Here is a 24,765-nt window from a genome sequence, read left to right on the forward strand (position 1 = left end):
CGTAGAAACGAAAGAAACAGGTATACTACTAGTCTACTTAAGGAGCAACAATGAATCCATATACCGATCCGTCGCGGGTGCGCGGCGCGTTAAATAGCATTGGGGTGCGCCCAAGCAAAAGCATGGGCCAGAATTTTTTGGTTGATCCAACGCCGTTGAAATTGGCCTTGGAGCATGCCGATGTGAATGCCAATGATGTGGTGATTGAGGTTGGCCCAGGCTTGGGCGTGCTCACCTGGGAGTTGCTGAATGCAGCAGGCCAGGTAATTAGCGTTGAGCTTGATACGCGTTTGGCTGGTCGTTTACGCACCGAGTTTGCCGACCGTCCGCTGACTATTGTCGAAAGCGATGTGCTGGAATTGGCTCCCAGTGCGATGTTGGCTGCTGCTGGCTTGCCCGCCGACACGCCCTATAAACTGGTGGCTAATATTCCGTATGCGATTACCTCGCCCTTGTTGCGCCATTTTCTCGAAGGCGATAGCCCGCCAAGCTTGATGATGGTGCTGATGCAGTGGGAAGTTGCTGATCGGATTACCGCTAAACCAGGCGATTTGAGTATTTTGGCGCATAGCGTGCAACTGTATGCAACTGCTGAAATTGTGGCCCGCGTGCCAGCCGCTTCGTTCTTGCCGTCGCCAGCGGTCGATTCGGCGCTAGTGTTGATGCGCCGCCGCCCAACCAACGCTGTACCGACGAATCCCAAAGCCTTGTTCAAGGTCATTCGGGCTGGGTTTAGTCAAGCCCGCAAAAAGCTGATCAATTCGTTGGCTGGTGGGTTGGCTGGTCAAGGCTATAACAAAGAGCAAGTGTTGGCGGCAATTACTACAGCTGGGATTGACCCAAATCTACGGGCCGAGGTGTTGACCTTGGAGCAATGGGCAACATTAACTGATACCCTAGGCATGGCTACCAAATAATTAAGCCACGTTGCGCGCCAACCCGAATTGCTTCGGTGCGCGAAGCCACATCCAATTTGCTGAGCAAGGCTGAAACATGGAATTTGACCGTGTGCTCGCTAATCACCAAGCGCTGAGCAATTTGGCGGTTGGTCAGGCCCTCAGCCAAGAGTTGTAGCACTTCATGCTCACGCTCGCTGAGCACATTATCCAAGGGTTCTGGTTGGGGTGGGGTATGAATTTGGGCCAAAATTGTGGGCGATAGCACACACAACCCAAGCTGCAAGGCCTGCAAACTAGCCCAAATTTCCTGCGGATAAGCATCAGTTGTTACCACACCCCATGCCCGTTGCTGCGGCGTGGGGTGTGGTAATTCTTGACTAATCAGCAAGATCGCAGGCTGATCGGTGGTGTGGTGCAAAAGCAAGGGCAAGGCTTGATCATCAAGCAAAATCACGACATCGACGTTTCCCAAATGGTCGAGCAATGATTCGATGTTCGGCGCTGCCGCTACAATTTCCGCCTCGTACTCGGCCAACACGCTGCGCATACCCGCGCGGGTCAGCGTTGTGCCACCAATCAACATGAGTTTTAATGCTGATTCGCTCAATGGCTATTTCGCTCCAATGGTGATGTCGAGGTTTTGCAATTGGCCAGCGCGCAGCACATCAAGCGCCACAGTCTTGCCAGCCCGATCGCTTGCCAAGAGCATTTGCAAATCGCGTGGCTCGCCAAGCTCATGACCATCTAAGCCAACCAAAATATCGCCAACCAACAAGCCTGCTTGATGCGCTGGGCTATCGGCTTCGACGCTCACTACCAGCAAGCCAGTGGCTTGATTGCGGCCTGCGCGTTGGTTTTCGGGCAAATTGACGGTTTGGCTGGCAATTCCGATAAAGCCACGGCGGACTCGACCATGATTGAGCAAGGTATCGGCCACGCTGGTCAGCACTGCCACCGGAATCGCAATTGGTTCGCCGCCAGCAAAGCCCGAGGTAAACAAGCCAACAATTTCGCCTTGAACATTGACCAAGCCGCCACCAGAGAAGCCTGGGTATGGCGTGGCATCGGTGCGTAAATATTGGGCCAAGGTGCCACGGCGGGTTGGAACTGGGCCGCCAATTGCGTTAATAATGCCAAAGCTGGCTTGCACGCTGCTTGGGCGGCCAACTGCCAAGGCCAATTGACCAACCCGTGGCTCGGTTTTGGCCAACGCTGCGGGGGTGAAATTGGCGTTTGGCACGCGCAACAAGGCTACATCGCTGCTTGGGTCGCGCCCAACCACATGGGCTTGATATTCAGCGCCATCTGGCCCAACCACTTTGATATGCTCATCGCGTTGGATGACATGATCGGCGGTCAGTACCAAATCTGCTTGCCAAACGATGCCGCTGGCACTTTGGCGACGGCGGGCGTAGATCGTCACAATCCCTGCGCCAGCATGTTCAACTGCATCGGCCAGTTCGCTCGAAAATTCCTGTAAACTCATACAGCCTCCTAAAATTGAGTACCTGCTGAGCAGTATAGCCATGCGCTGCGGCCTTGAGATCAGCCGATTAGTGAGGTTGCGACCTAGCCAAACGACTAGTTGCTTGGGCCAGAACGCGGTACAATAGTTATGAAGCTGTCGTGAGGATAGCTAGCATTTCAAGCTGCACCCTGCTGGTGCCAACTTCATTGCGGAAGAAGAATTATGGTGTTATCGCTTGATCTACGACGCTACCGAAATATCGTCGTATTGACAGGGGCGGGAATTTCGGTTGCCTCAGGGGTGCGACCGTTTCGCGGCCCAAATGGGATTTGGAACGAATGGGATATTGAGCGCTGCGCCACACGCACAGCCTTGGAGCAATCTCCCCAGTTGGTTTGGCAAGCTTTTGGGCCATTACGCAAACAACTCCAAACCACCCAGCCCAATGCTGCCCATCGGGCCTTGGCCCGTTTTGAACAATCGCTGAGCAAGCATCAACGCTTTACGCTGATCACCCAAAATATCGATGGCCTGCATCAACTGGCTGGCACACGCAATTTGGTCGAGTTTCATGGCAGTTTGCGCCAAAGCCGTTGCAGCGACGATGAGTGTGAGCAGCCAAGCTTTGTCGATCAGCGCGCGCATACCGAAACGCTGCCAACCTGCCCAACCTGTGGCAATCCATTGCGCCCAGATATTGTGCTGTTTGAGGAAGCGATTCCGACTTGGGCCGAAGCTCACGCCAAACGCAGCCTGCGTGAATGTGATTTCTTTTTGGCGGTTGGCACATCGGGCACGGTTTTTCCTGCCGCAGCCTTTGCGCGCACAGCGCAAATGCTGGGCGCTCGCACAATGTTGGTCAACTTAGAGCCGCATTCCGAAGCCGATTCGGCGTTTGAAGAACAGCAGATTGGCCGCGCCGAGGAGCTACTGCCGACCTTGCTAGGAGTTGCCTAGCTGAATCGTGACTGGCAATTGTTCAACCGCCGAGGTGCAGTAACCTTTGCTGCTACAGAGCATAAAACTCAGCAAAATTTGCTGATCAGGCTGTTGAGGATCAAGCTCAACGGGCATGCGCAAGGTTACTGGCCCCGCTGGATAAATTAACAACGGCTTGCTAGTTTGCAAGGTTGGGTCTGGCGCGGCAATTGCATCGGCGACAATTGGCCCGACCGAGCGCAATTGGCCTGCTTGAGTTAGCTCAAGCAAGGTTGGCCGCCCCATGCCATCAACCCCGTTGCGCGGCAAATCTTTGGAATACAAGTGTAAATGAGGTTCTTTGGGTTGGTAGGTTGCCGCCAAAATGATTTGGTTGGCACTATCACGCTCTAAGCGCAATTCAACCTGAGCGTGCTGGCTATCGACAGTTTCCAACACCTCGAGCACCTGATACGGTGCTTGGGGCGTGGCGATCTCTGGGCCACAACTTGCCAGCAAGAAGATTAATCCCAACCAAATCATTTTGCGCATTTAGTTAATCTCCGCTTTGAGCATTTTTATGCCATTCCACACATGCCAAACCACCGTGTGCTCAGGGTATTGGCGGCGATTGGCCGCGCTGATTGGCTGGCCTAAGCGGGTCATTCTGCCTTGGCGATCAACCGGACGACGGCCAACCACTGGCGCTGCTTCCGAACGCGGCGCAGGAAAATAGCTCTGGCCAATTGGCACTGGCGTATGAAATTGCCAATTGCCCAATGCCCCATAATCAACGTTCAAGACATACAAACTATAATAATCGGTTTCGAGGCCTTCGCGCTGACATTTGGCGCAACCGCCGGTTGTCTCTGCATATTCCACGGGCGAAAGATTGGCCTTGCGCGCCTGCGCACGACAATTCTCACATAGCCAAATCCGCGTTTTCGGCGTTGGGCCTTCAAGAATCCCCAAGCTCACCGAGGGCGATTGGCTGAGATATAGCGTTTGAATCGCCCGTTCTTTGAGCAAATAGAGTGATTGCGCCCGATCAAAGGCGCTCAGCTCTTCGCGGCTTGGCGTGCGTTCGGCTTTGGGGTCAGTTTCGTAGAACGTGGCCCATTCATCAAGCAATTTCAACCAACGAGACAAACCGACAATCGGCGGTTCTTCAATGACAGTACTCAACGAGCCTCCTCAATCGAGCGGCGCAAATAAATCAACTAAATTTCCATCAGGATCAACGACAACTGCATAGCGCTGACCCCAAAATGCATCCCATGGCTCTTTGGAGCCAGCATAACCTGCTGCCAAAATCTTAGCATAGAGTTCATCAACTGCTGCAGGGGTGTCACATTTGAACGCCATGTTCATGCGATGGCCACGTGGTTCTTCCCAATCGCTCTGCAATTGCTTCATCAAGGCTTGGCTATCCCAGGCCAAACGCATGCCGTTGGGCAAGGTTGTTTCAACATGATTTTCGCCACCAGAATCGCTTGGCAAGTCCAAATCAAACAAGCGATAAAAATTCAAGGCCTTGTCCATGTCGGCAACCACTATCCCAATCATATCAAACATTGGCTTCCTCCTGTAAATACAAACACATGTGCTATTATACAGCTTAAATAGCTTGGTTTGCCAACCGTTGTCTCGCCTCATCGATTGGGCTTTGCATTAATCAACTCCAACAAGCATAGTACTTTGGCTGTATTATTCTAGCCTAGTTGGCATTTTAAATTGATGCCAAAACAGCTATAGATTTTTTGAATTAAGCAAAAATAATGCCTAAATTATTGCCAATGGTCATAGCATTATGCTAGTACCACCAGATTAGATATTTGATTGAGAGAATAAAGTACTAGCTAATTAATTGTTTATTGCCTTTGATCAGCGCATAATTGCTGCCAAGAGTTTGCCTCATTCGGTTTCTTGGGAAGGATTATGCTCATGCAGCTGATAAAAATTGTGCCACTGATTATTATTTTTTTGCAATTCTATGCAGTTATTCCTATCGCTGCTAAAAATGACGCTTCATTGCAATTAACTATCGCCAATGAGCAACTTGATAGCGATAGCGATAGTCTAATCAATACTTGGGAAATTCAACATCAGCTTAACCCCTACAGCGCACTTGGCCCCGATGGGGCAGCAGGCGATCCCGATAACGATGGCTTGAGCAATGCAGCCGAGCAAATTCACACCACCAATCCGCGTAATCCCGATAGCGATGCCGATGGCATGGGCGATGGCTGGGAAGTTGGCTATGCGCTGAATCCAACCAGCCCTCATGGTGAGGATGGCGCAACTGGCGATGCCGACCGCGATAACTTGACCAATCAAGAAGAATTATTCAGTTCAACCAATCCCCGCAATGTCGATACTGATGGCGATGGCTTGCGCGATGGCTGGGAAGTTGATCATCAATTATCGCCGATTAATTCGACCGGCTATCACGGCAGCGCCGGCGACCCTGATACCGATCAGCTCAGCAATCTGCAAGAGCAAACTGCCACCACCAACCCGCGCAACCCCGATAGCGATCGCGATGGCTTGCCCGATGGCTTAGAAATTGAGCATGGCACAAATCCCTTGGATTGTGAGCTTGACGCTGATGCTGATGGCTTGGAGAATCAGCAGGAAATGGCATTAGCAACCAATCCATTTAGCGCCGATAGTGATGGCGATGGCTTGCCCGATGGCTGGGAAGTGGCGCAGCAACTCAATCCGCTCAGTAGCGCAGGCGTGCATGGCGCAAATGGCGATGGCGATGCTGATGGCTTGATTCAGCTTCACGAATATCAACACCAGACCAACCCACATCAGGCCGATAGCGATGCCGATGGTTTGGGCGATGGCTGGGAAGTGCGCTACAACTTGAATCCACTGAATGCAGTTGGTAACGATGGCGCGCAGGCCGACCCTGATGGCGATTCGTTGAGCAATGTGGCTGAGCAAGGCTTTCACACCAACCCGCGCAACGCCGATAGCGATGACGATCACTTGCCCGATGCTTGGGAACTGCAACAGCAACTTGATCCATTGGACGCGAGTGCTGAATTTGGCACAGCTGGCGATCCTGATGCTGATGGCTTGAGCAATCTGGCCGAATATCGCAACAGCACCCTCCCATTGCTTGCCGATTGTGATGGCGATGGCATGCCCGATGGCTGGGAAGTGCGCTATCTGCTTGACCCGCTTGATGGATTTGGTTTGAATGGCGCGGCGGGTGATCCTGATGCTGATGGATTGAGCAACGTGGTTGAATTTCAACGCCAAACCCACCCGTTGCAGGCCAGTTACCTCGTGATGCTACCACTTGCCCAACATTCGTACTAATCTAGGTGCAGATTTGGCCCAAAACAGAGCGCTAGACCTAGTGAAATTGCTAGGTCTAGTGCTATTTAAACTTGGTATAATGGCCCAACATTGTTGTTTGAAACCTGACTCAATCATAGGAGTAGAGCATCCATGCGCGTCTTGATGTTGGCTTGGGAGTATCCACCGCATATTGTTGGCGGTATGGGCAAGCACATTGCCGAATTGGTTCCGGTGCTTGATGCAGCGGGAATCGAAGTGCATGTGTTAACGCCATGGCTGCGCGGCGGCCAACAACACGAGCGTTTTGGCATGCACAGCCATATTTGGCGGGTTCAGCCACCGGCCATGCCCGATTATGGCTTTGTTTCGTTTACCCAAGAAACCAACCGCTATCTTGAGCGCTTTGCCTATGATTTGGGCAAAACCCATGGCCCTTTCGATTTGATTCATGGTCACGATTGGCTAACGAGTTATTGTAGTGTGGCCTTGAAATATGCTTGGCATACTCCGTTGATCACCACGATTCACGCGACTGAGCGTGGGCGCGGGCGCGGCTCGCTAGGCGGCGATCATGCCAAAACGATCAATGGCTTGGAATGGTGGTTGGCCCACGAAAGCTGGCGGGTGATTGTGTGTAGCGATTTTATGGCCGACCAACTGCATCAATTTTTTGGCACACCCTTCGACAAACTCGATGTGATTGCTAATGGCGTGAATGTGCCAACCATCGAATGGCCGAGCCAAGAACGCCAGCAATTTCGCCAAAAATATGCCGCCGAAAACGAAAAAATTGTGTTTAGTATTGCGCGCATGGTCTACGAAAAAGGCATTCAAGTGTTGGTTGAGGCAATTCCCCATGTTTTGGCGCAACGTCGCGACGTAAAATTCGTAATTGCAGGTATGGGGCCGTTAGCAGAACAATTGCGCAATCGCAGCCATGAATTGGGCATTGATAACCATCTTTATTGGACAGGCTTCGTGACTGATCAAGATCGCAATTATCTCTACAACGTTGCTGATGTAGCGGCCTTTCCCAGCATTTACGAACCATTTGGCATTGTGGCCTTGGAAGCGATGGCTGCGCATTGCCCAGTGATTGTTTCGGATACGGGCGGCTTGCACGAAGTTGTGCAAAACCACGAAACAGGTTTGACGATCTATCCTGATAATCCAGAATCGCTGGCTTGGGGCATTTTGCACACCCTTGAATACCCCGAATGGACCAAGCAGCGGGTTGACCATGCCTTCAAAACTGTTGTCGATATTTATAATTGGCCATTAATTGCCAGCCAAACCCAAGCAGTCTATCAGCGAGTTTGCGACGAGCGTGCAGTTAGTATGTGGGGATGATTCTATGAGTACAGAAGCGTTTCAGGCTGGGGTTGCAGCCCTGAAAAGTGGCAATAAAGCCTTGGCCCGCCAACATTTGATGCAGGTTGTTGAGCAGGACGAAAATAACGAACAGGCCTGGTTGTATCTCGCAGGAGCCTTGGAAGATCCGCAGGAAATGCGGATTAGTTTGGAAAATGCGCTGCACATTAATCCGCAAAGCAGCCGCGCCAAACAAGGCCTCGAATGGCTGCGCAAACAACATCCGGCTATGTTTGTTGAACCAACGCCAGCCATAGCTGAAGCAGCACCAGCAGCGACAGCTCCGGCTTACACTGGCGCAACCTTGGCCTTGGCTGATATGCCGCTATCCTCGAATGCGATTCCTGATCAGCCAAGCGCTCCCGGGCCTGCGCCTATGATGCAGCCAGCGATTGTTGCCCAACCAAGCCCAGTTGCCGTGCCAGCGCTTGGTGAAGTTCCCGATATTTTGCCATGTCCACGCTGTGGGGCGCAAACCCGCTATGCTGAGCAGCGCTGCCGTCAATGTGGCATGAACCTGACGATTAAGGCTGATCGCCAAGCTCCATCTAGAGCACCAGCCATAATTGCCGCAATATTAAGTATGTTACCAGCTCTATTATGGACATTGCTTGCCATCCTTATTTTTGTTGATGTATTTCAAAACTATACTGATTTCCAAAAGCAAATAAAAGTTATAGCCCCTCCAGGCCTAAGCCTACCAGAAGCACAGCAAAAGCTTCAAGATGAAAAAGTTGCTATCATGGAGGAAATTTTTTCGGCATCGATAACTCCCTCGCTTAATGCGGCAGTCGTTTTCCTATTAATTGGGGTCTTTGGGATCGTAATGGCAATCGCCTTGATGCGCCGTAAAAAATATGGTTTCTGGGGAACTCTTATTTATAATAGTATTTTTGCGTTTTCTTGGCTTTCATTATTATTTGCAGTATTTCGATTAGAAAGCGAAATTACACCATTAATGCAGCTTCTCAGTCAATCATTTATAATTGACCCCTCAATGAATGCTTCAGGCAATGCTGATCCATTTTTTACCATGCTCAAGCAAATTCTCTTTGCTTTTGCTAGCTACTATCTGATTATTTTGGTATTGCTGATCTTTGCTTGGAAATCTGTCTCACAGCAGGTTGTGCGCTTTGTGCCGCAATTCGAAGAATTGGCTGATGGCAATGGCCACTTCAATCGTGGGGTTGTCTATCAAAAGCGTGGGATGTGGTATCTTTCTATGCTAGAGTGGGAACGAGCAGTCAAGCTCAACCCACGTGATTCGACCTATCGCCATGCCCTTGGCTTGATTTATGAGCAGATGAAGCGGCCTGCTGATGCGTTACAGCAATTTGAGCAAGCCCTCACCGAAGATCCCAATAATCTTCGCATTAGCCAAGATCGGGATCGCTTGGTGCAAACATTGCGAGCCTAGCGTGATCCATGGCTTGTTATAAGCGAGGCCCGCATGCCCGGAAATAGTTTTGGCCGTTTGTTCCGCATTTCAACTTGGGGCGAATCCCACGGCGCTGGTTTAGGCGTAGTCATCGATGGCTGCCCTGCTGGCCTAGATCTTGATCTGGCCGCGATTCAGGCCCAATTGGATCGCCGTCGCGTTGGCCAAAGCCGCATGACTTCAGCTCGCCGCGAGCCTGATGAAGTCGAGATTTTATCGGGCGTTTTCGAGGGCCGCACAACCGGCACGGCCTTGGCAATGCTGATTCGTAACACCAATGCCCGCTCCAGCGATTACGATGCGATTAAGCATTTGTATCGGCCTGGCCACGCCGACCATAGCTACGATGCTAAATATGGCTTTCGCGATTATCGTGGTGGTGGCCGTTCAAGCGCCCGCGAAACTGCTGCTCGGGTTGCTGCTGGCGCAGTGGCGCGCCAAATTTTGGCCACAATGGGCATTAGCTTGGTAGCCTATACGCTGAGTTTAGGCCATCTCAAAGCCCAAATCATCGACGAAAATGAAATTGAAAATAACATTATGCGCTGCCCCGACCCAGCTGTCGCCGAGCAAATGATTGCCTATGTCGACCAAGCCCGCCGCGATTTAGATTCGTTGGGTGGCGTGGTTGAAGTAAAGGCGCGTGGCGTTCCCTCTGGGCTGGGCGAGCCAGTGTTCGATAAACTTGATGCGCTGATTGGCCACGCAATGTTTAGCATTCCTGCGATCAAATCGGTGGAAATTGGCTCAGGCATCGAGGCTGGCAACGCCCGTGGCTCACAAAATAACGATCCATTTATCCAACGCGCCGATGGCAGCATTGGCACCAGTAGCAACCATGCTGGCGGCATTTTGGGTGGCATCAGCAGCAGCGAGGAGATTGTGGTGCGCCTGACAGCCAAGCCACCAGCTTCAATCGCCCAAGAACAAACTACGGTTGATCAAGCGGGCGAGCCAGCGACGATTGTCGTCAAGGGCCGCCATGATCCAACCGTTTTACCGCGTTTGGTGCCAGTTGCCGAGGCAATGTTGGCGTTGGTGCTGGTCGATTGTATTTTGCAGCAACGCGCCGCTCGATTGTAGGTCCGAATGACAGATCAGCCGCCAGCATCCAACCAAGCCACCGATCCTGAGCAAGCCGAGCCACGTCGCAGCAGTTCGGCTCCGCCTCAATTGCGCTCAGCGATTAGCCGCGCATTATCGCGCCGCAAAGCCGAATTGCAAAGCCAAACTAGCTCCGAACAGGTGTCAGTTGATGCTGCCATCGAGCCAAGCGTCGTTGCTGAGCCAGCAGCGCCAAATCCCATGCGCCAAGAGCGCTATCGGGTGGCTGCTAGCCGCGCCATCAGCCGCCAACGCCCAAGCAGCGATGCGCAACAAGCGAGCAATGGCGCAAACAGCCGTGGCCGTGATCGCACCCGCACGCGCTTGCGTCCGCCAACCTTGCCCAACCAACCTTTGCCCAAGCTGCCTGCCGAGCAACCAGCCCGGCGCGAATTGCCGCCAGCGGTTGTTGCGGCCTTGCAACCAGAGAGCCTGCCAGCGCCTGAGATTCAACGGCCACCGTTGTGGGTTGCCTTCGTTGCAGGTTTAGGCTGGACGGCCATGCTGGTTTGGATTTTCTTTGGCGGGCTTTCGCCCCAATCTGGTTTGTGGGTTCGCACGTTGTTTGGCATTGCAAGCTTGGGCTTGGGCTTAACCACGTGGTTGCCAGTGCAATGGGCTTTGCGTTTGCCAGCATTAACCTGGCGCGGCACAGTTGGCTGGGCCATAATTTTCTGGGTGCTGGCCTTTGTGCCTGCGCCAACCACGACGATTGCTGCTGGCCTGCCCGATTTACCAATTTACTTGCTGTTTCTGAGTGGGGTGTTTTTGGCCAGCAACGCCTTGGTTTTGCCCTTGGTCTATGTTTGGGGCATTCGGCGCTACCACAATCGGGCGCAGCGTTTCGATGTGCGCCGTTCGCATCGCCAAGCAGCAGAAGCTGGGATTTTTTGCAGCTTGTGTGTGCTGTTGGCAGCAATGAACATTTTCGAGCCAGTCACAGTGTTATTGTTAATCGCCATTTTGGTGCTAAGCGAGATGGTGATTTTATCGTTACAGGCCAAATAGCAGGCTTGATCGCTACACATGGGGGTTTTGTTCTATGCCACATACCGTTGCAATTCTCGGAACTGGGCTAATTGGCGCGTCGCTGGGCTTGGCGTTGGGCACTGCTGATCCTGAGACCGCTCCACTAGGGCGTTGTCGGGTTATTGGCTACGATGGCAGCAGCCAACAATTGCGAATTGCGCGCGGGCGTTTGGCAATCGATGACGAGGCCAAAACTGCTGCCGATGCGGTCAAAGAAGCGGATATTGTGGTGTTGGCAACCCCAGTGCAAACCTTGCCAGCCTTGATGCGTGAAATTGCCCCACACTTGCGCTATAAGGCCTTGGTAACCGATGTTTGTAGCACCAAAACCAGCGTTTTGCAATGGGCCAAAGAATTTTTGCCCTCCACCGTGAGCTTTGTTGGTGGCCACCCCATGGCTGGTCGCGAGAAGATTGGAGCCGAGGCTGCTGAATTAGATTTGTTCAAAGGTGCGGTTTATTGCTTGTGCCCACCAGTTAACGCCACGCCCGAAGCTACCGATTTGGCGACTGCCTTTGTCGAAACGATTGGAGCCAAGCCCTACTATATCGATCCCGAAGAGCATGATATTTATGTTGCTGGCATCAGCCATTTGCCGTTTTTGCTGGCCGCAGCCCAAACCGAAGTGGTCACTCGCTCGCCTTCTTGGCGCGAAATGCAGATGATCGCTGCCAGTGGCTTTCGCGATCTGACGCGCTTGGCTTCGGGCGATCCAGTGATGCATCGCGATATTTGCAGCACCAATCGCAGCGCAATCAAACATTGGGTCAACGAATCAATTCGGGTCTTGGTCGAGATGCGCACCGCGCTCGAAGACGACAAGATGGATGAGTTGCAAAGCATGTTTGAGCATGCCAAAACCATGCGCGACCAATGGCTGACCCTGCCGCAAAACCAACGCCCAGGCGAAAGCGATCAATTAGCCGATGCCGAAATTGGCACCAGTATCAGCCAACGCTTGTTTGGCAACCCCGCTGCCTTGTTGCGTGGCGGCAAGAAAAAATAGGCCAAGAATTAAAAACTTGCTCAATTTACCAAACTATGCTATACTCCGCCTCGTCTGATAAAACAGACAACCAGCGAAGGGGTGTAGGCTCAATGGTAAACCGCTGGTCTCCAAAACCGGATTTCAGGGTTCGAATCCCTGCGCCCCTGCCAAACGCTCCATTACGGAGCGTTTTTTGTTGCCAGATAGCTAGCTCCAAATCACCTAAATGGCCTATAGCACAGATGTTCAAATTCTGGTTGACATGCTATAATTTGCTGGTTGAACTGAGTTTTTGCAGCATGCTTGAGGGTCTACCGTGTCAAAAATGACGATGTGGCAGCAATATCTGTCGATTAAGCAAAAATACGCCGATGTGATTCTGTTTTTCCGGCTGGGCGATTTTTATGAAACCTTCGGTGATGATGCTAAATTAATTGCCGAAGTGCTCGATATTACCCTAACCGTGCGTGGCCTGAGCAGCGACGAAAATACGCCGATGGCTGGCGTGCCCTATCACGCCGCCGATAATTATATTGAGCAATTGGTCAGTCGCGGCTATCGCGTCGCCATCTGCGAACAAATGGATGAGATGGTGCATAAAACCTTGCAAAAACGTGAGGTTGTGCGCATCGTTACCCCAGGCACGCTGACCGAACCAACAATGCTCCAAGCTGAACGCAATAGCTACCTTGCTGCAATTTTGGTCGATCGCGGCAGCGTAGGTTTGGCCTATGCCGACCTGACAACTGGCGAGTTTTGCGCCACTGAATTGCGTGGCAACGAGGCCTTGAAGCAGCTTGAAGGCGAATTGGCGCGCTTGGGTGCTGCCGAATTGTTGGTTTCCGATGCGCCCGAATTGCGCCCCGCTGGCTTGGAGATTGCCAAAAAGCAGCTAACCCAAGATCTCGCGCCAATGCGCAAGGCCGAACGCGAGCGCCTGCTGCCCCATGAACGCACCGCCAAAAAAGTCGAAGGCAACAACGAAAGCACGTGGGTTCAAGGCAATGTTACCCAATGGCCAAATTGGCATTGGGAGGCTCGTACTGCCCGCGATGCCTTGCTGAATCAATTTAAAAGCCAGTCGCTTGATGGTTTTGGGATTGGCAATAAAGCGCTAGCAACGCGGGCCGCTGGCGCATTAATTCAATATTTGCACGAAACGCAGCGCGATAGTGTGGCCCAAATTCGCAGCTTGCGCGTGTATGATACGACGCGCTTTATGTTCCTTGACCCCCAAACGCGGCGCAATTTGGAGCTAACCGAAGGTGCTGCTGGCCAACGTAAAGGCTCATTGATTGCAGTGCTCGATCAAACACGCACGCCGATGGGGGCACGCTTGCTGCGCCAATGGATTTCGCAGCCATTGATTGAATTAGGCCCATTGACCGAGCGTCAACAAGCGGTCAGTTGTTTTGTCGAAGAAACGTTGGTGCGGGCCGAAGTGCGGGCTTTGTTCAAAGGCGTTGGCGATATTGAGCGCACGATCAATCGGGTTGTGCAGGGCAATGCCACGCCGCGCGATTTGGTGCGCTTGCGCGAAGCACTGCGCCTCACGCCCGATATTTTGAGCCAAATCGAACGTACTGGTTTGCGCTCAACCCGCCCAACCGAAATTGCGCCTAGCGATGATGATTTGTTTGATGACGAGCCAGCCAGCAACCAAATTGATGCCTGCGCCGATATTTGCGAATTGCTCGAACAGGCGATTGCCAACGATCCGCCTGCTTTGCTTGGCACATGGGATAACGCCCGCAGCGATGAGAATGTGATTCGCAAAGGCTACGCTGGCGAAATTGATGCAATTGTTGAAGCAACCCGCGATGCAGCCCGCTGGATCAATGAGCTTGAAGCGAAGGAACAGCAACGCACTGGCATCAAAACGCTCAAAGTTAGTTATAACAAAGTTTTTGGCTATTACATCGAAGTCACCAAGGCCAGCGGCGAAACGCGGATTCCCGATGATTACATTCGCAAGCAAACCTTGGTTAACGCAGAGCGCTACATCACACCCGAACTCAAAGAATACGAATCGCTGATTCTGAATGCCTCGGAAGCCTTGAACGAAAAAGAGCGCCAAGCTTTTCGCCAAATTCTGCGCCAATTGGCGAACGCAGGCCACCGCTTGCTTGATTTGGCGCGGGCGATTGCCGAGTTTGATGTTTATAGCACCTTGGCTGAGGTGGCGGTGCGCCAGCGCTTTGTGCGGCCAACCCTGCGGCTCGACGATGTATTTGTGATTCAGAATGGCCGTCATCCGGTGGTTGAGCACAATTTGAATGAGCCATTTACGCCCAACGATGCTCATTTTGATGCTGAGCATCAAATCGTGGTGCTGACTGGCCCCAACATGTCGGGTAAAAGCACCTTTTTGCGCCAAGTAGCCTTAATTGGCTTGATGGCCCAAATTGGCTCGTTTGTGCCAGCTGATTACGCTGAAATTGGCCTGCTCGATCGCATTTTCACGCGGATTGGGGCGCAAGATGATATTGCAACTGGTCAATCGACGTTTATGGTTGAGATGATCGAAACTGCCAATATTTTGCACAATGGTTCGCCGCGCTCGCTGATTATTCTCGATGAAATTGGCCGTGGCACCAGCACCTACGATGGGCTTTCGATTGCGCGCGCAGTGGTTGAGTATATTCATAATCAGCCCCGCCTGCGGGCCAAAACCCTGTTTGCAACCCACTACCACGAACTGACTGAGCTAGCCAACATTTTGCCACGAGTGCATAATTGGACATTGGCAGTGGCCGAAGAAGGCGATCATGTGGTCTTTTTGCGCAAAGTGATCGAGGGCGCTGCTGATCGTTCATATGGGATTCATGTGGCGCAAATGGCGGGCCTGCCACCAGCCGTAATCAAACGGGCAAGCGAAGTGCTGAGCGAGCTTGAAGGCAAAGGTGAGCGTGAGCAACGCCGCGAAGCGATGCGTCGAGTCAATGCAGCAGGCAGCACGGCTGCGCCGCAAATGTCGCTGTTTAGCAGCAACGAGCCAAATCCAGCGCTGGAGCTGTTGCGCGAAATGGATGTGACCCAACTTACGCCAATCGAAGCGCTGACCAAACTTTACGAGCTGCAACGCTTAGCCAAGGATTGAGCAACGAGGGATGAGGTTTCAGGGATCAGGGGCTAGGGATTGGTATGTTGAAGCATCCCGTCGCCTCTGATCCCTTTTTTTTGATCCACGAAGGACACGAAGCGCATGAAGGCTAGGAACCGCGAAGAACGCGAAGCGTCACGAAGATTTATTTTTCGCCACAGATTAGCTAGATTATGTTCTTTTTAGCCACGAATTCCACGAATTGCACGAACAAGGTTCCGATAGCCAAAAGCCAAAAGCCTAGAGACTCATCGCGATTTTGACTTCTGACTTCTGACTTTTGACTTTTGCTCTCGCTTGGTTTTGTCACAATAGTTGGGCTGCTGTAAATGCTAGCGAAATGAGCGCGTGATAGTTGCGTGATAGCCTCAGTTTATGCTGCTGGGCATTGAATGTGTTGCTAAGGAGGGTTCCATGCCACGCTTCGTGCTCCAGTTTGTGCTACTCATCGCACTTATCGTTAGTGTTAATCTCCCTGTAGCCCAAGCTCAACCTCAGGTTTTTTTGGCTCCCGACGAAATCCAGGCCGTCGCCGATGATCAATTTTGGAATAATAGCGGCCTGATTGCAGGCGCAAATAACACAATTCGCGCCCTCAGTTCCCAATCTGGGGATTTATTTGTTGGTGGTTTGTTTGATCGGATTGCAGGCATTAGCGCCAATCGGGTGGCGTTTTGGGATGGCAATCGCTGGAATGCAATGGGCAGTGGAGTCAACGGCCCAGTCGATGATCTCGATGCCTCAACTGGTGGTTCGGTGTATGTGGTTGGCTCGTTCAGCAGCGCTGGTGGCATTGCCGCCGATGGAATTGCGCGCTGGAATTCGGGCACTGGTCAATGGTCGGCCTTGGCTACCAATGTCAACGGCGCAGTTACCGCAGTTCTTGTACAACAAGTTGGCGGCAACGATATGGTGTATGTTGGCGGCACCTTTACCTCGATTAATGGGGTCAGTGCCAATCGCATCGCCAAGTTTAGCAATGGCACTTGGTCGGCCTTGAGCAGCGGGCTGAGTGGCGGAACCACGCCGCAAGTGTTTGATTTGGCGGTCAATCCAGCCAACGTCAATCAAATTGTGGCTGGCGGCACGTTTAGCTCGGCTGGCGGCAGCACTGCCAACAATGTGGCAATTTGGACAGGCTCAGCGTGGCAAAGCCTTGGCACTGGCAGCAGCAACGGGGTCAATAGCAGCGTGCGCTTTGTCGACTTTCGCGGCACGAATATGGTTGTGGTTGGCGGCAGTTTTAGCAATGCTGGCCCAATCAGCAATGTTGGCGGCGCGGCGGTTTGGCAAGGCGGCAATACTTGGCAAGCGATGGCCGGACGCGGGGTTGCTGGCGATGTGCGCGGCATCGTCGAAAACGTGAATTTTACCTATGTGATGGGTAATTTTGGTAGTGGCGTAAACCCCAATGGCAACAGCGTTTTCTCGCCCAACATCGCCCGTTGGGATGGCAATATTTGGTCGCCTGTGCCGAATGCCAGCAATGCCTTGGGTACAAACGGGGCAATTTTACGCACTGAACGCTTTGGCAGTGGCAGCGATAGCTTTTTCATTGCTGGCGCGTTTGGCACAGCCCATGGCCTTGAATTGAATTTTGTGGGCATGGTTTTGCCACAACAAGGCTTTTTGCCGGGTGCGGTTGATCGCTTTTTCCCCTTGGCTGGTGGCTTAGAAGGCGCGAACGCCAAAGTATTTGCGATTCAGCCACGTTCGGGCCAAATTATTGCGGCTGGGCGCTTTGATTTGGGCAGCAATCGCTTGCTTAACAATATTGCCAGCTTCGACCCAGTTGCGCGGGTTTGGTCGGCCTTGGCTGGCGCAAGCGATAGCGGCGTTAACGACGATGTGCGCGATTTGGCCTTGCGCGGCACTGATTTGATCGCGGTTGGTGAATTTACCAAAGCAGGCGGTGTTGATGCTGCTGGAGTCGCCAGTTGGAATGGCTCGACCTGGACGGCTTTGGCAACCAGCATCAATGGGCGGGTCAATGCGGTGGCAGTCAGTGGCAGCGATATTTACATCGGCGGCGAATTTACCCAAGTTGATGGTGTGCCCGCCAATCGGATTGCCCGCTTGAGTGGCGGGGTCTGGCAAGCGTTGGGTGCTGGCAGCGATGGCGCAATCAATAGCCTGTTGTTCAAATCGGGCCAGTTGTATGCTGGTGGATTGTTTGCCAACGCTGGCGGCGCTCCGGCCAGCAATCTTGCGCGCTGGAATGGCACATCGTGGCAAGCAATTGGCACGGGCACGAATGGCGAAGTGCTGGCGTTAGCCGATGTCAACAGCAGCACATTGGCGGTTGGCGGACGCTTTAGCAGTGCTGGCGGCGTTGCCAATACCCGCGCAATTGCCTTGCTGAACCATAGTAGTTTGGCATGGACGGCGCTTGGCACTGGCACTGATGGCTATGTAACCAGCCTCGCCGTGCGGGGTGATGACCTCTATGCTGGTGGTTTGTTCAGCCGCATGGATGGCTTGACAGTCAATCATGTGGCGCGTTGGAATGGCAGCAATTGGAATGCGCTGGGCAGCGGGGTTGCTGGTGGCAGCCTGCCAAATAGCGAGGTTGGCGGCTTGGCGGTCAACGGCGATAACGTGTATATTGGCGGGCGCTTCGATCGCGCTGGCGATAAAGTTTCGCATCGTTTTGCAGAATGGCGGCAGCCAGAAGTCGATCTAAGCCTGAGAATTACTGATTCGCCTGATCCGGTGACGGTTGGTAATGCGATGAGCTACCGCGCCAGTGTTAGCAATTTGGGCACGATTAGCGCGAACAGCGTCGTTTATGAGCAAAGTTTTGCCAATAGCTTGGTTTTTGGCCAAGTGACGACCTCGCAAGGAACATGTAGTTTTCCCACAGCCACGACCTTGCGCTGTAATTTAGGCACGTTGGCGGCCAATGCCAGTGCCAACATCACGATTAATGCTACGCCCAGCCAAGTTGGCAGCATCAGCAGCACAGGCACGGCTTCGTCGCCAGCGAATGAGGCTTTTCCAAGCAACAACAGCCGCACGCTCACAACCCAAGTGATTGTGCCTGGCAACCCTGTGCCGACGATTAGCAACATCACACCTGATAGTTTTATTCGCCAGCCGATTGGCTTTCCACCGCCGCCAGCAGTGCGAATTACGGTTAATGGCACGGGCTTTGTGGCCAATTCCAAGGTGGTTGTAGACGGTACTGAACGTAGCACCAGCTTTATCAACAGCAATCGGCTGGAATTTACGATGGCAGCAACCACGGCGCAAGGCGTGTACCCCGTGTTGGTGCGCAACCCAACGCCAGGCGGCGGCGATTCGAATAGCGTGAGTTTGCGAGTTTCGTTTGGCTTCGTTGGCGTAAGCAGCATCACGCCTAATGTTGGCGGCACTGACGTTGATTTACAAACGACGTTCAGCGTCAGTTGGACACACACCACCGATCCATGGCGCATTATCGAGCACCTTGATTTACGCTTGGTCGATGGCGATGGCGTGGCGTTGTGGGCACGCTTTACCGAGGGCGTTTCGGGCACATTTAGCCTGCTCGATAGCAATGGCGATGTGCTTGGCTATGCTACGGCTGGCACAAGCGAGCCATTAGAGAGCGATAGCGCGATTCTTGATTTGGCCGATAGCACCTTTGCAGGCAGCGGGCCAACCGGCTTTAGCATGCAAGTAGATTTCACGGTTCGCTTCAAGGCCAGCGCCGCCGGACGACGCTACAACATTGAGCTGTATGCGACCGACGATAATGGCGGTGTGCAAGGCCCCGATGTGATGGGCATGTTTACGGTTGGCATGCACAACATCTACCTACCAATGACGATTAAATAGCTTTTAATCACGAAGAGCACGAAGGCTAGGCTTAATTTTTATCCACGAAGGGCACGAAGAGCACGAATATTTCGATGTTTGGAAACTTGAATAGTGAATCTATTTCAGAGTTCCAATCAATGAAACCTTCGCGTAACTTCGCGTTCTTCGTGGTTCCATTCCCCCTGATCCCTAACCCCAAACCCCTGAACCCTAATTTTTTGTTACTACAGGCAAATGGGTGAGCATTAGCGTTGGCGTAACGCTCAGCACTGGCTCAACAGTAAATTGCTGCACGATCACTGGCACACGACTCACAACTTCATTGGGATTGTTGGCCAACTCGCTGGTTCCATAGGTATCGATGCCGTAGGTCGAAACCAGCAGCGTCTGCGAGGGCAGGCTAATGCCAAATTCCGTCCAGCCAAAATAGTGGCCCGCCAAATAGCGTCCTTGCAGCAACCTCGTACGTTCAGCAAATGGCGCATCGTCCAAGCCGACTGGCGTATAGCCAAATAAATTTAAGCTGGTGTTGAGCCAGCCTTCCGCCATTGCATCTTGTTGCGGGTTGGGCAATTGTAAATAATTATTATAGGTGGTTTGGCTAATAATGCCTGTGGCTAAGGCTGCTGAAGCCACTCGCGCCCCATACGGCGAGCTGGTGGCAACCGAGCCAACCGAAATCTCCCAAGCATTGGTTGCAATTTGCGGTTGGTTGGCGGCAGTTTGGTAGCTCAAATTATTGACAACCGTGCCATGAATATCGGCGGCAATAAACACCACATTTTCAATTGCATGTTGATTGATAAAGCTCAAAATCCGCGTGCGCTCGGCGGCGTAGCCCTCAAAGCGATCATTCGCCGCTGCGATGCCAAGATTTTGAATTGGCTCAGGCACGACCACAAATTTCCAGGTAATCTTGGCTTGTTGAGCTGCCAATAGATCGGTTTCGAGTTGCTCAAGTTGGGCTTGGCCAAGCAAGGTGCGGGTTGGGCTGAAAACTGCGGTCAGGAAGGCGGCAATTTGGGCTTGCGTATTGTTGGGTGCTGTCAGCTTTTGGTCGCGGAATGAACGCCCATCGAGCACAAAAAAGGCCGCCGTGTTGCCATAGCGTTGGTAGCGATAGAGTTTGCGTTCGTTGGCGGTGCGCTGGTCGCCAGTTGCACCATAAAATTGCTCATTCAGTGGGTTATATTCAACGAAGGCTTGGTAGCCAGCCTCAAAATACGCAGTGTCGTTGATGTAGCTTGCATTTGAGGGCAAAAAACGCGGGTCGCTGCTCGGATTTGCCCCGCCAGCATGATCGTTGGCAACTTCGTGGTCGTCGGTGGTGGCTAGCCACGCAGTGGTTGCGCGTAAATCGGCCAAGCTATTCAAATTAAGTCGCGTGCTATAACTTTCGGTATGCTTCAAGCGAAATTCAGCTAAAGTTTTGGCGGTTGTGCCGAGCACCGGCGAGCCAATATCGGCGTAAATCGAATCGCCAAGATGGATAAAAAGATCAAGTCTGCGTTGATCGGCATTGGCTAAGGCCGGAAACGGCGCGAGTGCGCCTTGTTGATCGCCGCTGGCCCCAAAGCGCAAATTGCTATAGCTGCCAAGCGCTGGCGCAGTGCGGAATTTGCCGCTTACCGAGGCATTATTCAGGGTTGTGGCGCGATAAAAATAGTTTGTAGCAGGTTGTAAATTGCTAATGCTGGCTTTGGCTGGCAACATCGGGTCGCTAACCACAACTGGCACCAAGCCAATAATTGGGTTGAAATCTGGATTGAGGCTATATTCAAAATTGACAGTGCCAAGGCTGGCAGCCCGCGCCCACAGCACAGCGCTGGTGGTCGTTACGTCGCCAACTGCTATGCCTTGCGGCAAGTCGGCGGGCGGCAGCGTTTGATTGATTCGGCCATCACTTGGGCTGCTTGACCAACTTCCAACGAGCAAGCAACCCAGACAACATAGCCCGAAAATGCGGCGCATAGTCAACTCCTTGTTGATAGTGGAAAAATCCCCCCAAGTCTAGGGGCTTTGTCAATCCACAAATTGACCAAATGATGGTAGTATGCTGCAACAGCATCTTGCACCTGAGGCTCCCAATGGCAGAAACCACCGCCGCGCCCCGTCAGATTGAGGATCTGCTTCAAACCTCGAATGAACAACGGATTAAGTTGTTTAGTTTGGTCGAAGGTTTGGCTTTGTTCGCCGTTATGCTCATTTTGCTTTTCGCTGGCAATGCCCAACAATTAAAAATTGGTTTGAGCATTTGTGCGATTGCTGGCACAATGTTGGGCATAACCTTTGCCATGCGCCGTTCGCGTTACGTCGAATGGCTGATTTATATTAATTTGGCCTCGATTACGCTCATGCTTTCGTTAACAGGGCCGATTATTGGCGAAGTTGATGGCTCAGTTTGGGTTTTGTTTCAAGTGCCACCATTAATCGCCACGATTGTGCTCAATACCTCACGCGCCACCACAATTATTTGTATTGCTTCGATGATTATTCTTTCGCTTGTAATTGGCAGCGAATTCACTGGGATTATTCCAATTAAGTTTTTGGTTCCTAAATCGGCCTTATTGATTAATTTCTTCTGCCAATTATTAGTACTTGGTGTGATTGCGGTGACGGTACGCTTATTGGTTGGGCGGGCCAAAGGGGCTTTTGCAGTGGTAGCCCAAACCGAGGCCAAGCTTGAACAGCAATTGGCCAAAGAGCGTGAATTGGCGCTTCAGCGCGAGCAACTGAATGCGCAATTGAGCCAAAGCCTCGCCGAAATTAGCCAGCGCGATAGCCAAATTCAGGCCGAGCAAGCGGCTCAAGCAGCCTTACGTGCCCAGTTGCGCCAGCTGAGTTTGCCCGTGATTCCAGTGCTCAAACATACGGTTGTTATGCCCTTGGTCGGCGATCTTTTGGCAACTTCAAGCGAGGGCATCGAAGAAACCTTGCTGGCCGGAGTTAGCCATCATCGAGCCAAAATTGCGATTTTAGATGTAACTGGTGTGCCAACGATTGATACCGAGCTTGGGCGACGCGTAATCCAGGCCACAGCGGCAGCGCGTTTGCTCGGCGTTCAGACAATTATTGCGGGAATTCGGCCTGATGTGGCCCAAACCTTGGTGAGTTTAGGCATTGATTTTAGTGCCGTGGTAACTGTTGCCAGCTTGCAAGATGCAGTTGCGATTGCGATTAAACGTTTAGGCATGGGCTAATTCATGCTACAATTTGGCAATTCCCCAACTGTCACGACAGGATTTAGGCTGAAGAGTACCTTTTGTGCCTGCGTAGGCTAGAATATGCCGTATCAGCGATTTATCAGCAGCTCACGAGCAAGGTTTGATTGACGCTAGAATCTGCCACGCCCTATGATAGAGCGCATCTGACATAACGATTGATGGGGGCAGTTATGATGAGTAGTATGGCCGCAGTTGCGCCGAACCCACAAGCAGTTGCTTGGGCCAAAGCTGGTTTGTTGGCAATCAAATATGGGCGTTATCGTGATAGTGCCGCTTTGTTGACCCGCGCCGTCAAAATCGACCCTATGTTGGGCGAAGCATGGCGCTGGTTGGGCGCGTTGCACAGCGGTCAACGCCAAGCCTATTGTTTACGTTGGGCGCAACGCTCGTTGCCGCGGGCCACAATTCCGCGCTTGCCCAGCGTGGTTGCTGCTCCTGCGCCAAGTGTGCGCAGCAAAGCCAAACCGCAACGGCGGCGCAACTGGCGCAGAATTGCCCGTTGGTCGAGCGCCGCAGCGCTGGCGGCATTGCTTGGTTTTGGTGGGTTTCAGGCTGCCTATGCCAATCGCGTCTATCCTGGGGTGCAAGCCTTTGGCCAATCGCTGAGCGGCTTGACCAGCAACGAGGCGGCGCATGCGATTCTGCCAACCTTGCAAGCGTGGAACAACCACCATTTTAAAGTTCAATTAGGCGATCAAACGGCGATTGTGCCATTCAATGCCTTGACCAGCTTTGACCCCCAAGTGATTGCTGATCGCGCCTTGCAGATTGGCCGCGAAGATTCGTGGTCGGAGCGGCTGAGCAATCAAAGTTTGGGGATTGTCAGCACAATTAAAGCTGATGGTCTTTTGCTGAATCAACAAGCGCTTGATAACGCCATTCAAACCTTGGCCGAGGCCAGCGATCGGCCTGCGGTTGATGCCCAATTTCAGCGTAATCCTGATGGCACTTGGGTGGTGAGCAACGATGTGATTGGCTTGAAGCTTGATCATGCGCAAACCAAGGCCGCATTTCAAGCAGCTTGGGATGCGATCGATTGGAGCGCCGCGCCGCGCGATTATAGCGTGCTGGTGGTGCAAGAAGGCTTGAACCCAAACCAAAAAGCCTCGACGCTTAACGCCATGCTGCCAAAGCTCAATCAACAAACTGCCGCGCCATTAATGCTGACGATCAATGGTATGCAACATCAATTTGATCGGGCTAGCTTGCTCGATCTGAGCACATTGCCGCAAACTGGGCAGAGCTTTGGCCAAAACCAGCCAGCAATCGCTGCATTGGTACAGGAATTGGCCAAAACCTATGATCAGCCAGCCCAAGCTTCGCGCTTGGTACGTAACGGCAATCGGGCTACTGAATGGCAGTTTGGCCAAATTGGCTACACGCTCGATCAGGCCCAACTTCAGGCCCAAATTGGTCAAGCCCTAAGCACTGCCAATAACGAAGCGTTGAGCTTTAGTTTGCATGAAACTGCTCCACCAGCGGGCGAGCTTGAAGCGCTAGGCATTTATCAGGTGATTGGGGTTGGGGCATCGGATTTTAGTTCGTACCCAGATTACAATCGCGATCGCAATGTTGAAGTTGGTGGCAAGGAATTTGATGGTCTACTGATTGCTCCTGGTGAAGTAGTGTCGTTTGGTGGCACGGTTGGCGATATTTCGCTTGAAAAAGGCTACCAAATTGGCGAGATGATTGAAAATGGCATGGCGGTGCCAAGTATTGGCGGCGGAATTTGCCAAGTTTCGACGACCCTGTTTCGGGCGGCATTTTGGGCTGGTTTGCCCATCGAGGAGCGCCATAACCATAGTTGGCGTTTGGCTTGGTACGAGGTCGATGCCCCGCCAGGCATGGATGCCACGATTGCCTTGGGCGGGCCAGATTTGAAATTCCGCAACGACACCAACGGCTATATTCTGATCGATGTCAACACTGATTTAGTCAACAAAAACCAAACCTTTACCTTGTATGGCAGTGACACTGGGCGCACCGTGACGATGGAAGCAACTGGCAACGGCTGGAATGCCTTCCAGATTTTTCGGACTATTAGCGAACGCGATGGCACAAGCCGCAGCGACCGCTGGGATAGCTATTATACGCAGTAGGGAGGCTT

Annotated in this window: 18 protein-coding genes and 1 tRNA gene; 13 read left to right on the forward strand and 6 right to left on the reverse strand. The window is 52.4% G+C overall.

Features of this window, described 5'->3' with window-relative positions; all coding sequences use genetic code 11:
- Nucleotides 1-50 precede the first annotated feature (50 nt).
- Nucleotides 51-917, forward strand: a complete 867-nt coding sequence (rsmA, locus tag JOD20_RS12680; protein WP_204755608.1) for a 16S rRNA (adenine(1518)-N(6)/adenine(1519)-N(6))-dimethyltransferase RsmA — start codon at nt 51-53, stop codon at nt 915-917.
- Here rsmA and JOD20_RS12685 read toward each other — a convergent pair.
- Complete coding sequence (locus tag JOD20_RS12685; protein ID WP_204755609.1) at nt 907-1,506, reverse strand: helix-turn-helix transcriptional regulator; 600 nt, start codon at nt 1,504-1,506, stop codon at nt 907-909. The genes rsmA and JOD20_RS12685 overlap by 11 nt on opposite strands.
- A 3-nt stretch (nt 1,507-1,509) precedes the next feature.
- Nucleotides 1,510-2,385, reverse strand: coding sequence for a S1C family serine protease (locus JOD20_RS12690; protein ID WP_204755610.1), 876 nt, complete (start codon nt 2,383-2,385; stop codon nt 1,510-1,512).
- A 204-nt stretch (nt 2,386-2,589) separates the two neighbouring features.
- Between JOD20_RS12690 and JOD20_RS12695 the strand changes: the two genes are divergently transcribed.
- Nucleotides 2,590-3,324: an SIR2 family NAD-dependent protein deacylase gene (locus JOD20_RS12695; RefSeq protein ID WP_204755611.1), complete on the forward strand. Its 735-nt coding sequence runs from the start codon at nt 2,590-2,592 to the stop codon at nt 3,322-3,324.
- Here JOD20_RS12695 and JOD20_RS12700 read toward each other — a convergent pair.
- Genes JOD20_RS12700 through JOD20_RS12710 form a run of 3 tightly spaced genes read right to left on the reverse strand, consistent with a single transcriptional unit; the run spans nt 3,310 to nt 4,860 of the window.
- Nucleotides 3,310-3,837, reverse strand: coding sequence for a hypothetical protein (locus JOD20_RS12700; RefSeq protein ID WP_204755612.1), 528 nt, complete (start codon nt 3,835-3,837; stop codon nt 3,310-3,312). The genes JOD20_RS12695 and JOD20_RS12700 overlap by 15 nt on opposite strands.
- Nucleotides 3,838-4,470, reverse strand: a complete 633-nt coding sequence (locus tag JOD20_RS12705; protein ID WP_204755613.1) for a hypothetical protein — start codon at nt 4,468-4,470, stop codon at nt 3,838-3,840.
- Nucleotides 4,471-4,479: 9 nt separating this feature from the next.
- Nucleotides 4,480-4,860, reverse strand: coding sequence for a VOC family protein (locus tag JOD20_RS12710; protein WP_204755614.1), 381 nt, complete (start codon nt 4,858-4,860; stop codon nt 4,480-4,482).
- Between the two features lie 369 nt (nt 4,861-5,229).
- On the opposite strand from JOD20_RS12710, the gene JOD20_RS12715 reads away from it, so the two are divergent.
- The 9 genes from JOD20_RS12715 (at nt 5,230) to JOD20_RS12755 (ending at nt 19,452) form a co-directional block, all read left to right on the forward strand.
- On the forward strand, nt 5,230-6,618 hold the full coding sequence (locus JOD20_RS12715) for a hypothetical protein (protein ID WP_204755615.1): 1,389 nt from the start codon (nt 5,230-5,232) through the stop codon (nt 6,616-6,618).
- A 132-nt stretch (nt 6,619-6,750) separates the two neighbouring features.
- Nucleotides 6,751-7,950: a glycosyltransferase family 4 protein gene (locus JOD20_RS12720; RefSeq protein WP_204755616.1), complete on the forward strand. Its 1,200-nt coding sequence runs from the start codon at nt 6,751-6,753 to the stop codon at nt 7,948-7,950.
- A 4-nt stretch (nt 7,951-7,954) separates the two neighbouring features.
- Entirely contained in the window at nt 7,955-9,388 is a 1,434-nt protein-coding gene (locus JOD20_RS12725; protein ID WP_204755617.1) for a tetratricopeptide repeat protein, read from the forward strand.
- A gap of 33 nt (nt 9,389-9,421) precedes the next feature.
- Nucleotides 9,422-10,492: a chorismate synthase gene (gene aroC / locus JOD20_RS12730; RefSeq protein WP_204755618.1), complete on the forward strand. Its 1,071-nt coding sequence runs from the start codon at nt 9,422-9,424 to the stop codon at nt 10,490-10,492.
- A gap of 6 nt (nt 10,493-10,498) precedes the next feature.
- A complete protein-coding gene (locus JOD20_RS12735) occupies nt 10,499-11,521 on the forward strand; it encodes a hypothetical protein (RefSeq protein ID WP_204755619.1) in 1,023 nt (340 codons plus the stop codon).
- A gap of 34 nt (nt 11,522-11,555) precedes the next feature.
- Entirely contained in the window at nt 11,556-12,548 is a 993-nt protein-coding gene (locus tag JOD20_RS12740; RefSeq protein ID WP_204755620.1) for a prephenate dehydrogenase, read from the forward strand.
- A gap of 77 nt (nt 12,549-12,625) precedes the next feature.
- Nucleotides 12,626-12,700, forward strand: a tRNA-Trp gene (locus JOD20_RS12745).
- A gap of 155 nt (nt 12,701-12,855) precedes the next feature.
- On the forward strand, nt 12,856-15,630 hold the full coding sequence (gene mutS / locus JOD20_RS12750; RefSeq protein ID WP_239583844.1) for a DNA mismatch repair protein MutS: 2,775 nt from the start codon (nt 12,856-12,858) through the stop codon (nt 15,628-15,630).
- Nucleotides 15,631-16,047: 417 nt separating this feature from the next.
- Entirely contained in the window at nt 16,048-19,452 is a 3,405-nt protein-coding gene (locus tag JOD20_RS12755) for a DUF11 domain-containing protein (protein ID WP_204755622.1), read from the forward strand.
- Between the two features lie 192 nt (nt 19,453-19,644).
- Here the strand turns inward: JOD20_RS12755 and JOD20_RS12760 are convergent, their stop codons facing one another.
- The gene (locus JOD20_RS12760; protein WP_204755623.1) at nt 19,645-21,405 is read right to left on the reverse strand and encodes an alkaline phosphatase D family protein; all 1,761 of its coding nucleotides are present in this window, start codon (nt 21,403-21,405) and stop codon (nt 19,645-19,647) included.
- Between the two features lie 116 nt (nt 21,406-21,521).
- Between JOD20_RS12760 and JOD20_RS12765 the strand changes: the two genes are divergently transcribed.
- Together JOD20_RS12765 and JOD20_RS12770 are read left to right on the forward strand one after the other, a co-directional pair.
- A complete protein-coding gene (locus JOD20_RS12765) occupies nt 21,522-22,634 on the forward strand; it encodes an STAS domain-containing protein (protein ID WP_204755624.1) in 1,113 nt (370 codons plus the stop codon).
- A 194-nt stretch (nt 22,635-22,828) separates the two neighbouring features.
- Nucleotides 22,829-24,757, forward strand: a complete 1,929-nt coding sequence (locus JOD20_RS12770) for a VanW family protein (protein WP_204755625.1) — start codon at nt 22,829-22,831, stop codon at nt 24,755-24,757.
- Nucleotides 24,758-24,765 lie beyond the last annotated feature (8 nt).

Source organism: Herpetosiphon giganteus, from assembly GCF_016907925.1.
Taxonomy (GTDB): Bacteria; Chloroflexota; Chloroflexia; order Chloroflexales; family Herpetosiphonaceae; genus Herpetosiphon; species Herpetosiphon giganteus.

Coding starts and splice junctions, on each gene's coding strand:
- aroC (WP_204755618.1), top strand. CDS start 9,422: ATGCCCGGAAATAGTTTTGGCCGTTTGTTCCGCATTTCAACTTGGGGC.
- JOD20_RS12725 (WP_204755617.1), top strand. CDS start 7,955: ATGAGTACAGAAGCGTTTCAGGCTGGGGTTGCAGCCCTGAAAAGTGGC.
- JOD20_RS12690 (WP_204755610.1), bottom strand. CDS start 2,385: ATGAGTTTACAGGAATTTTCGAGCGAACTGGCCGATGCAGTTGAACAT.
- JOD20_RS12735 (WP_204755619.1), top strand. CDS start 10,499: ATGACAGATCAGCCGCCAGCATCCAACCAAGCCACCGATCCTGAGCAA.
- JOD20_RS12720 (WP_204755616.1), top strand. CDS start 6,751: ATGCGCGTCTTGATGTTGGCTTGGGAGTATCCACCGCATATTGTTGGC.
- JOD20_RS12710 (WP_204755614.1), bottom strand. CDS start 4,860: ATGTTTGATATGATTGGGATAGTGGTTGCCGACATGGACAAGGCCTTG.
- JOD20_RS12760 (WP_204755623.1), bottom strand. CDS start 21,405: ATGCGCCGCATTTTCGGGCTATGTTGTCTGGGTTGCTTGCTCGTTGGA.
- JOD20_RS12695 (WP_204755611.1), top strand. CDS start 2,590: ATGGTGTTATCGCTTGATCTACGACGCTACCGAAATATCGTCGTATTG.
- JOD20_RS12715 (WP_204755615.1), top strand. CDS start 5,230: ATGCAGCTGATAAAAATTGTGCCACTGATTATTATTTTTTTGCAATTC.
- JOD20_RS12755 (WP_204755622.1), top strand. CDS start 16,048: ATGCCACGCTTCGTGCTCCAGTTTGTGCTACTCATCGCACTTATCGTT.
- JOD20_RS12700 (WP_204755612.1), bottom strand. CDS start 3,837: ATGCGCAAAATGATTTGGTTGGGATTAATCTTCTTGCTGGCAAGTTGT.
- JOD20_RS12770 (WP_204755625.1), top strand. CDS start 22,829: ATGATGAGTAGTATGGCCGCAGTTGCGCCGAACCCACAAGCAGTTGCT.
- JOD20_RS12740 (WP_204755620.1), top strand. CDS start 11,556: ATGCCACATACCGTTGCAATTCTCGGAACTGGGCTAATTGGCGCGTCG.
- rsmA (WP_204755608.1), top strand. CDS start 51: ATGAATCCATATACCGATCCGTCGCGGGTGCGCGGCGCGTTAAATAGC.
- mutS (WP_239583844.1), top strand. CDS start 12,856: ATGACGATGTGGCAGCAATATCTGTCGATTAAGCAAAAATACGCCGAT.
- JOD20_RS12765 (WP_204755624.1), top strand. CDS start 21,522: ATGGCAGAAACCACCGCCGCGCCCCGTCAGATTGAGGATCTGCTTCAA.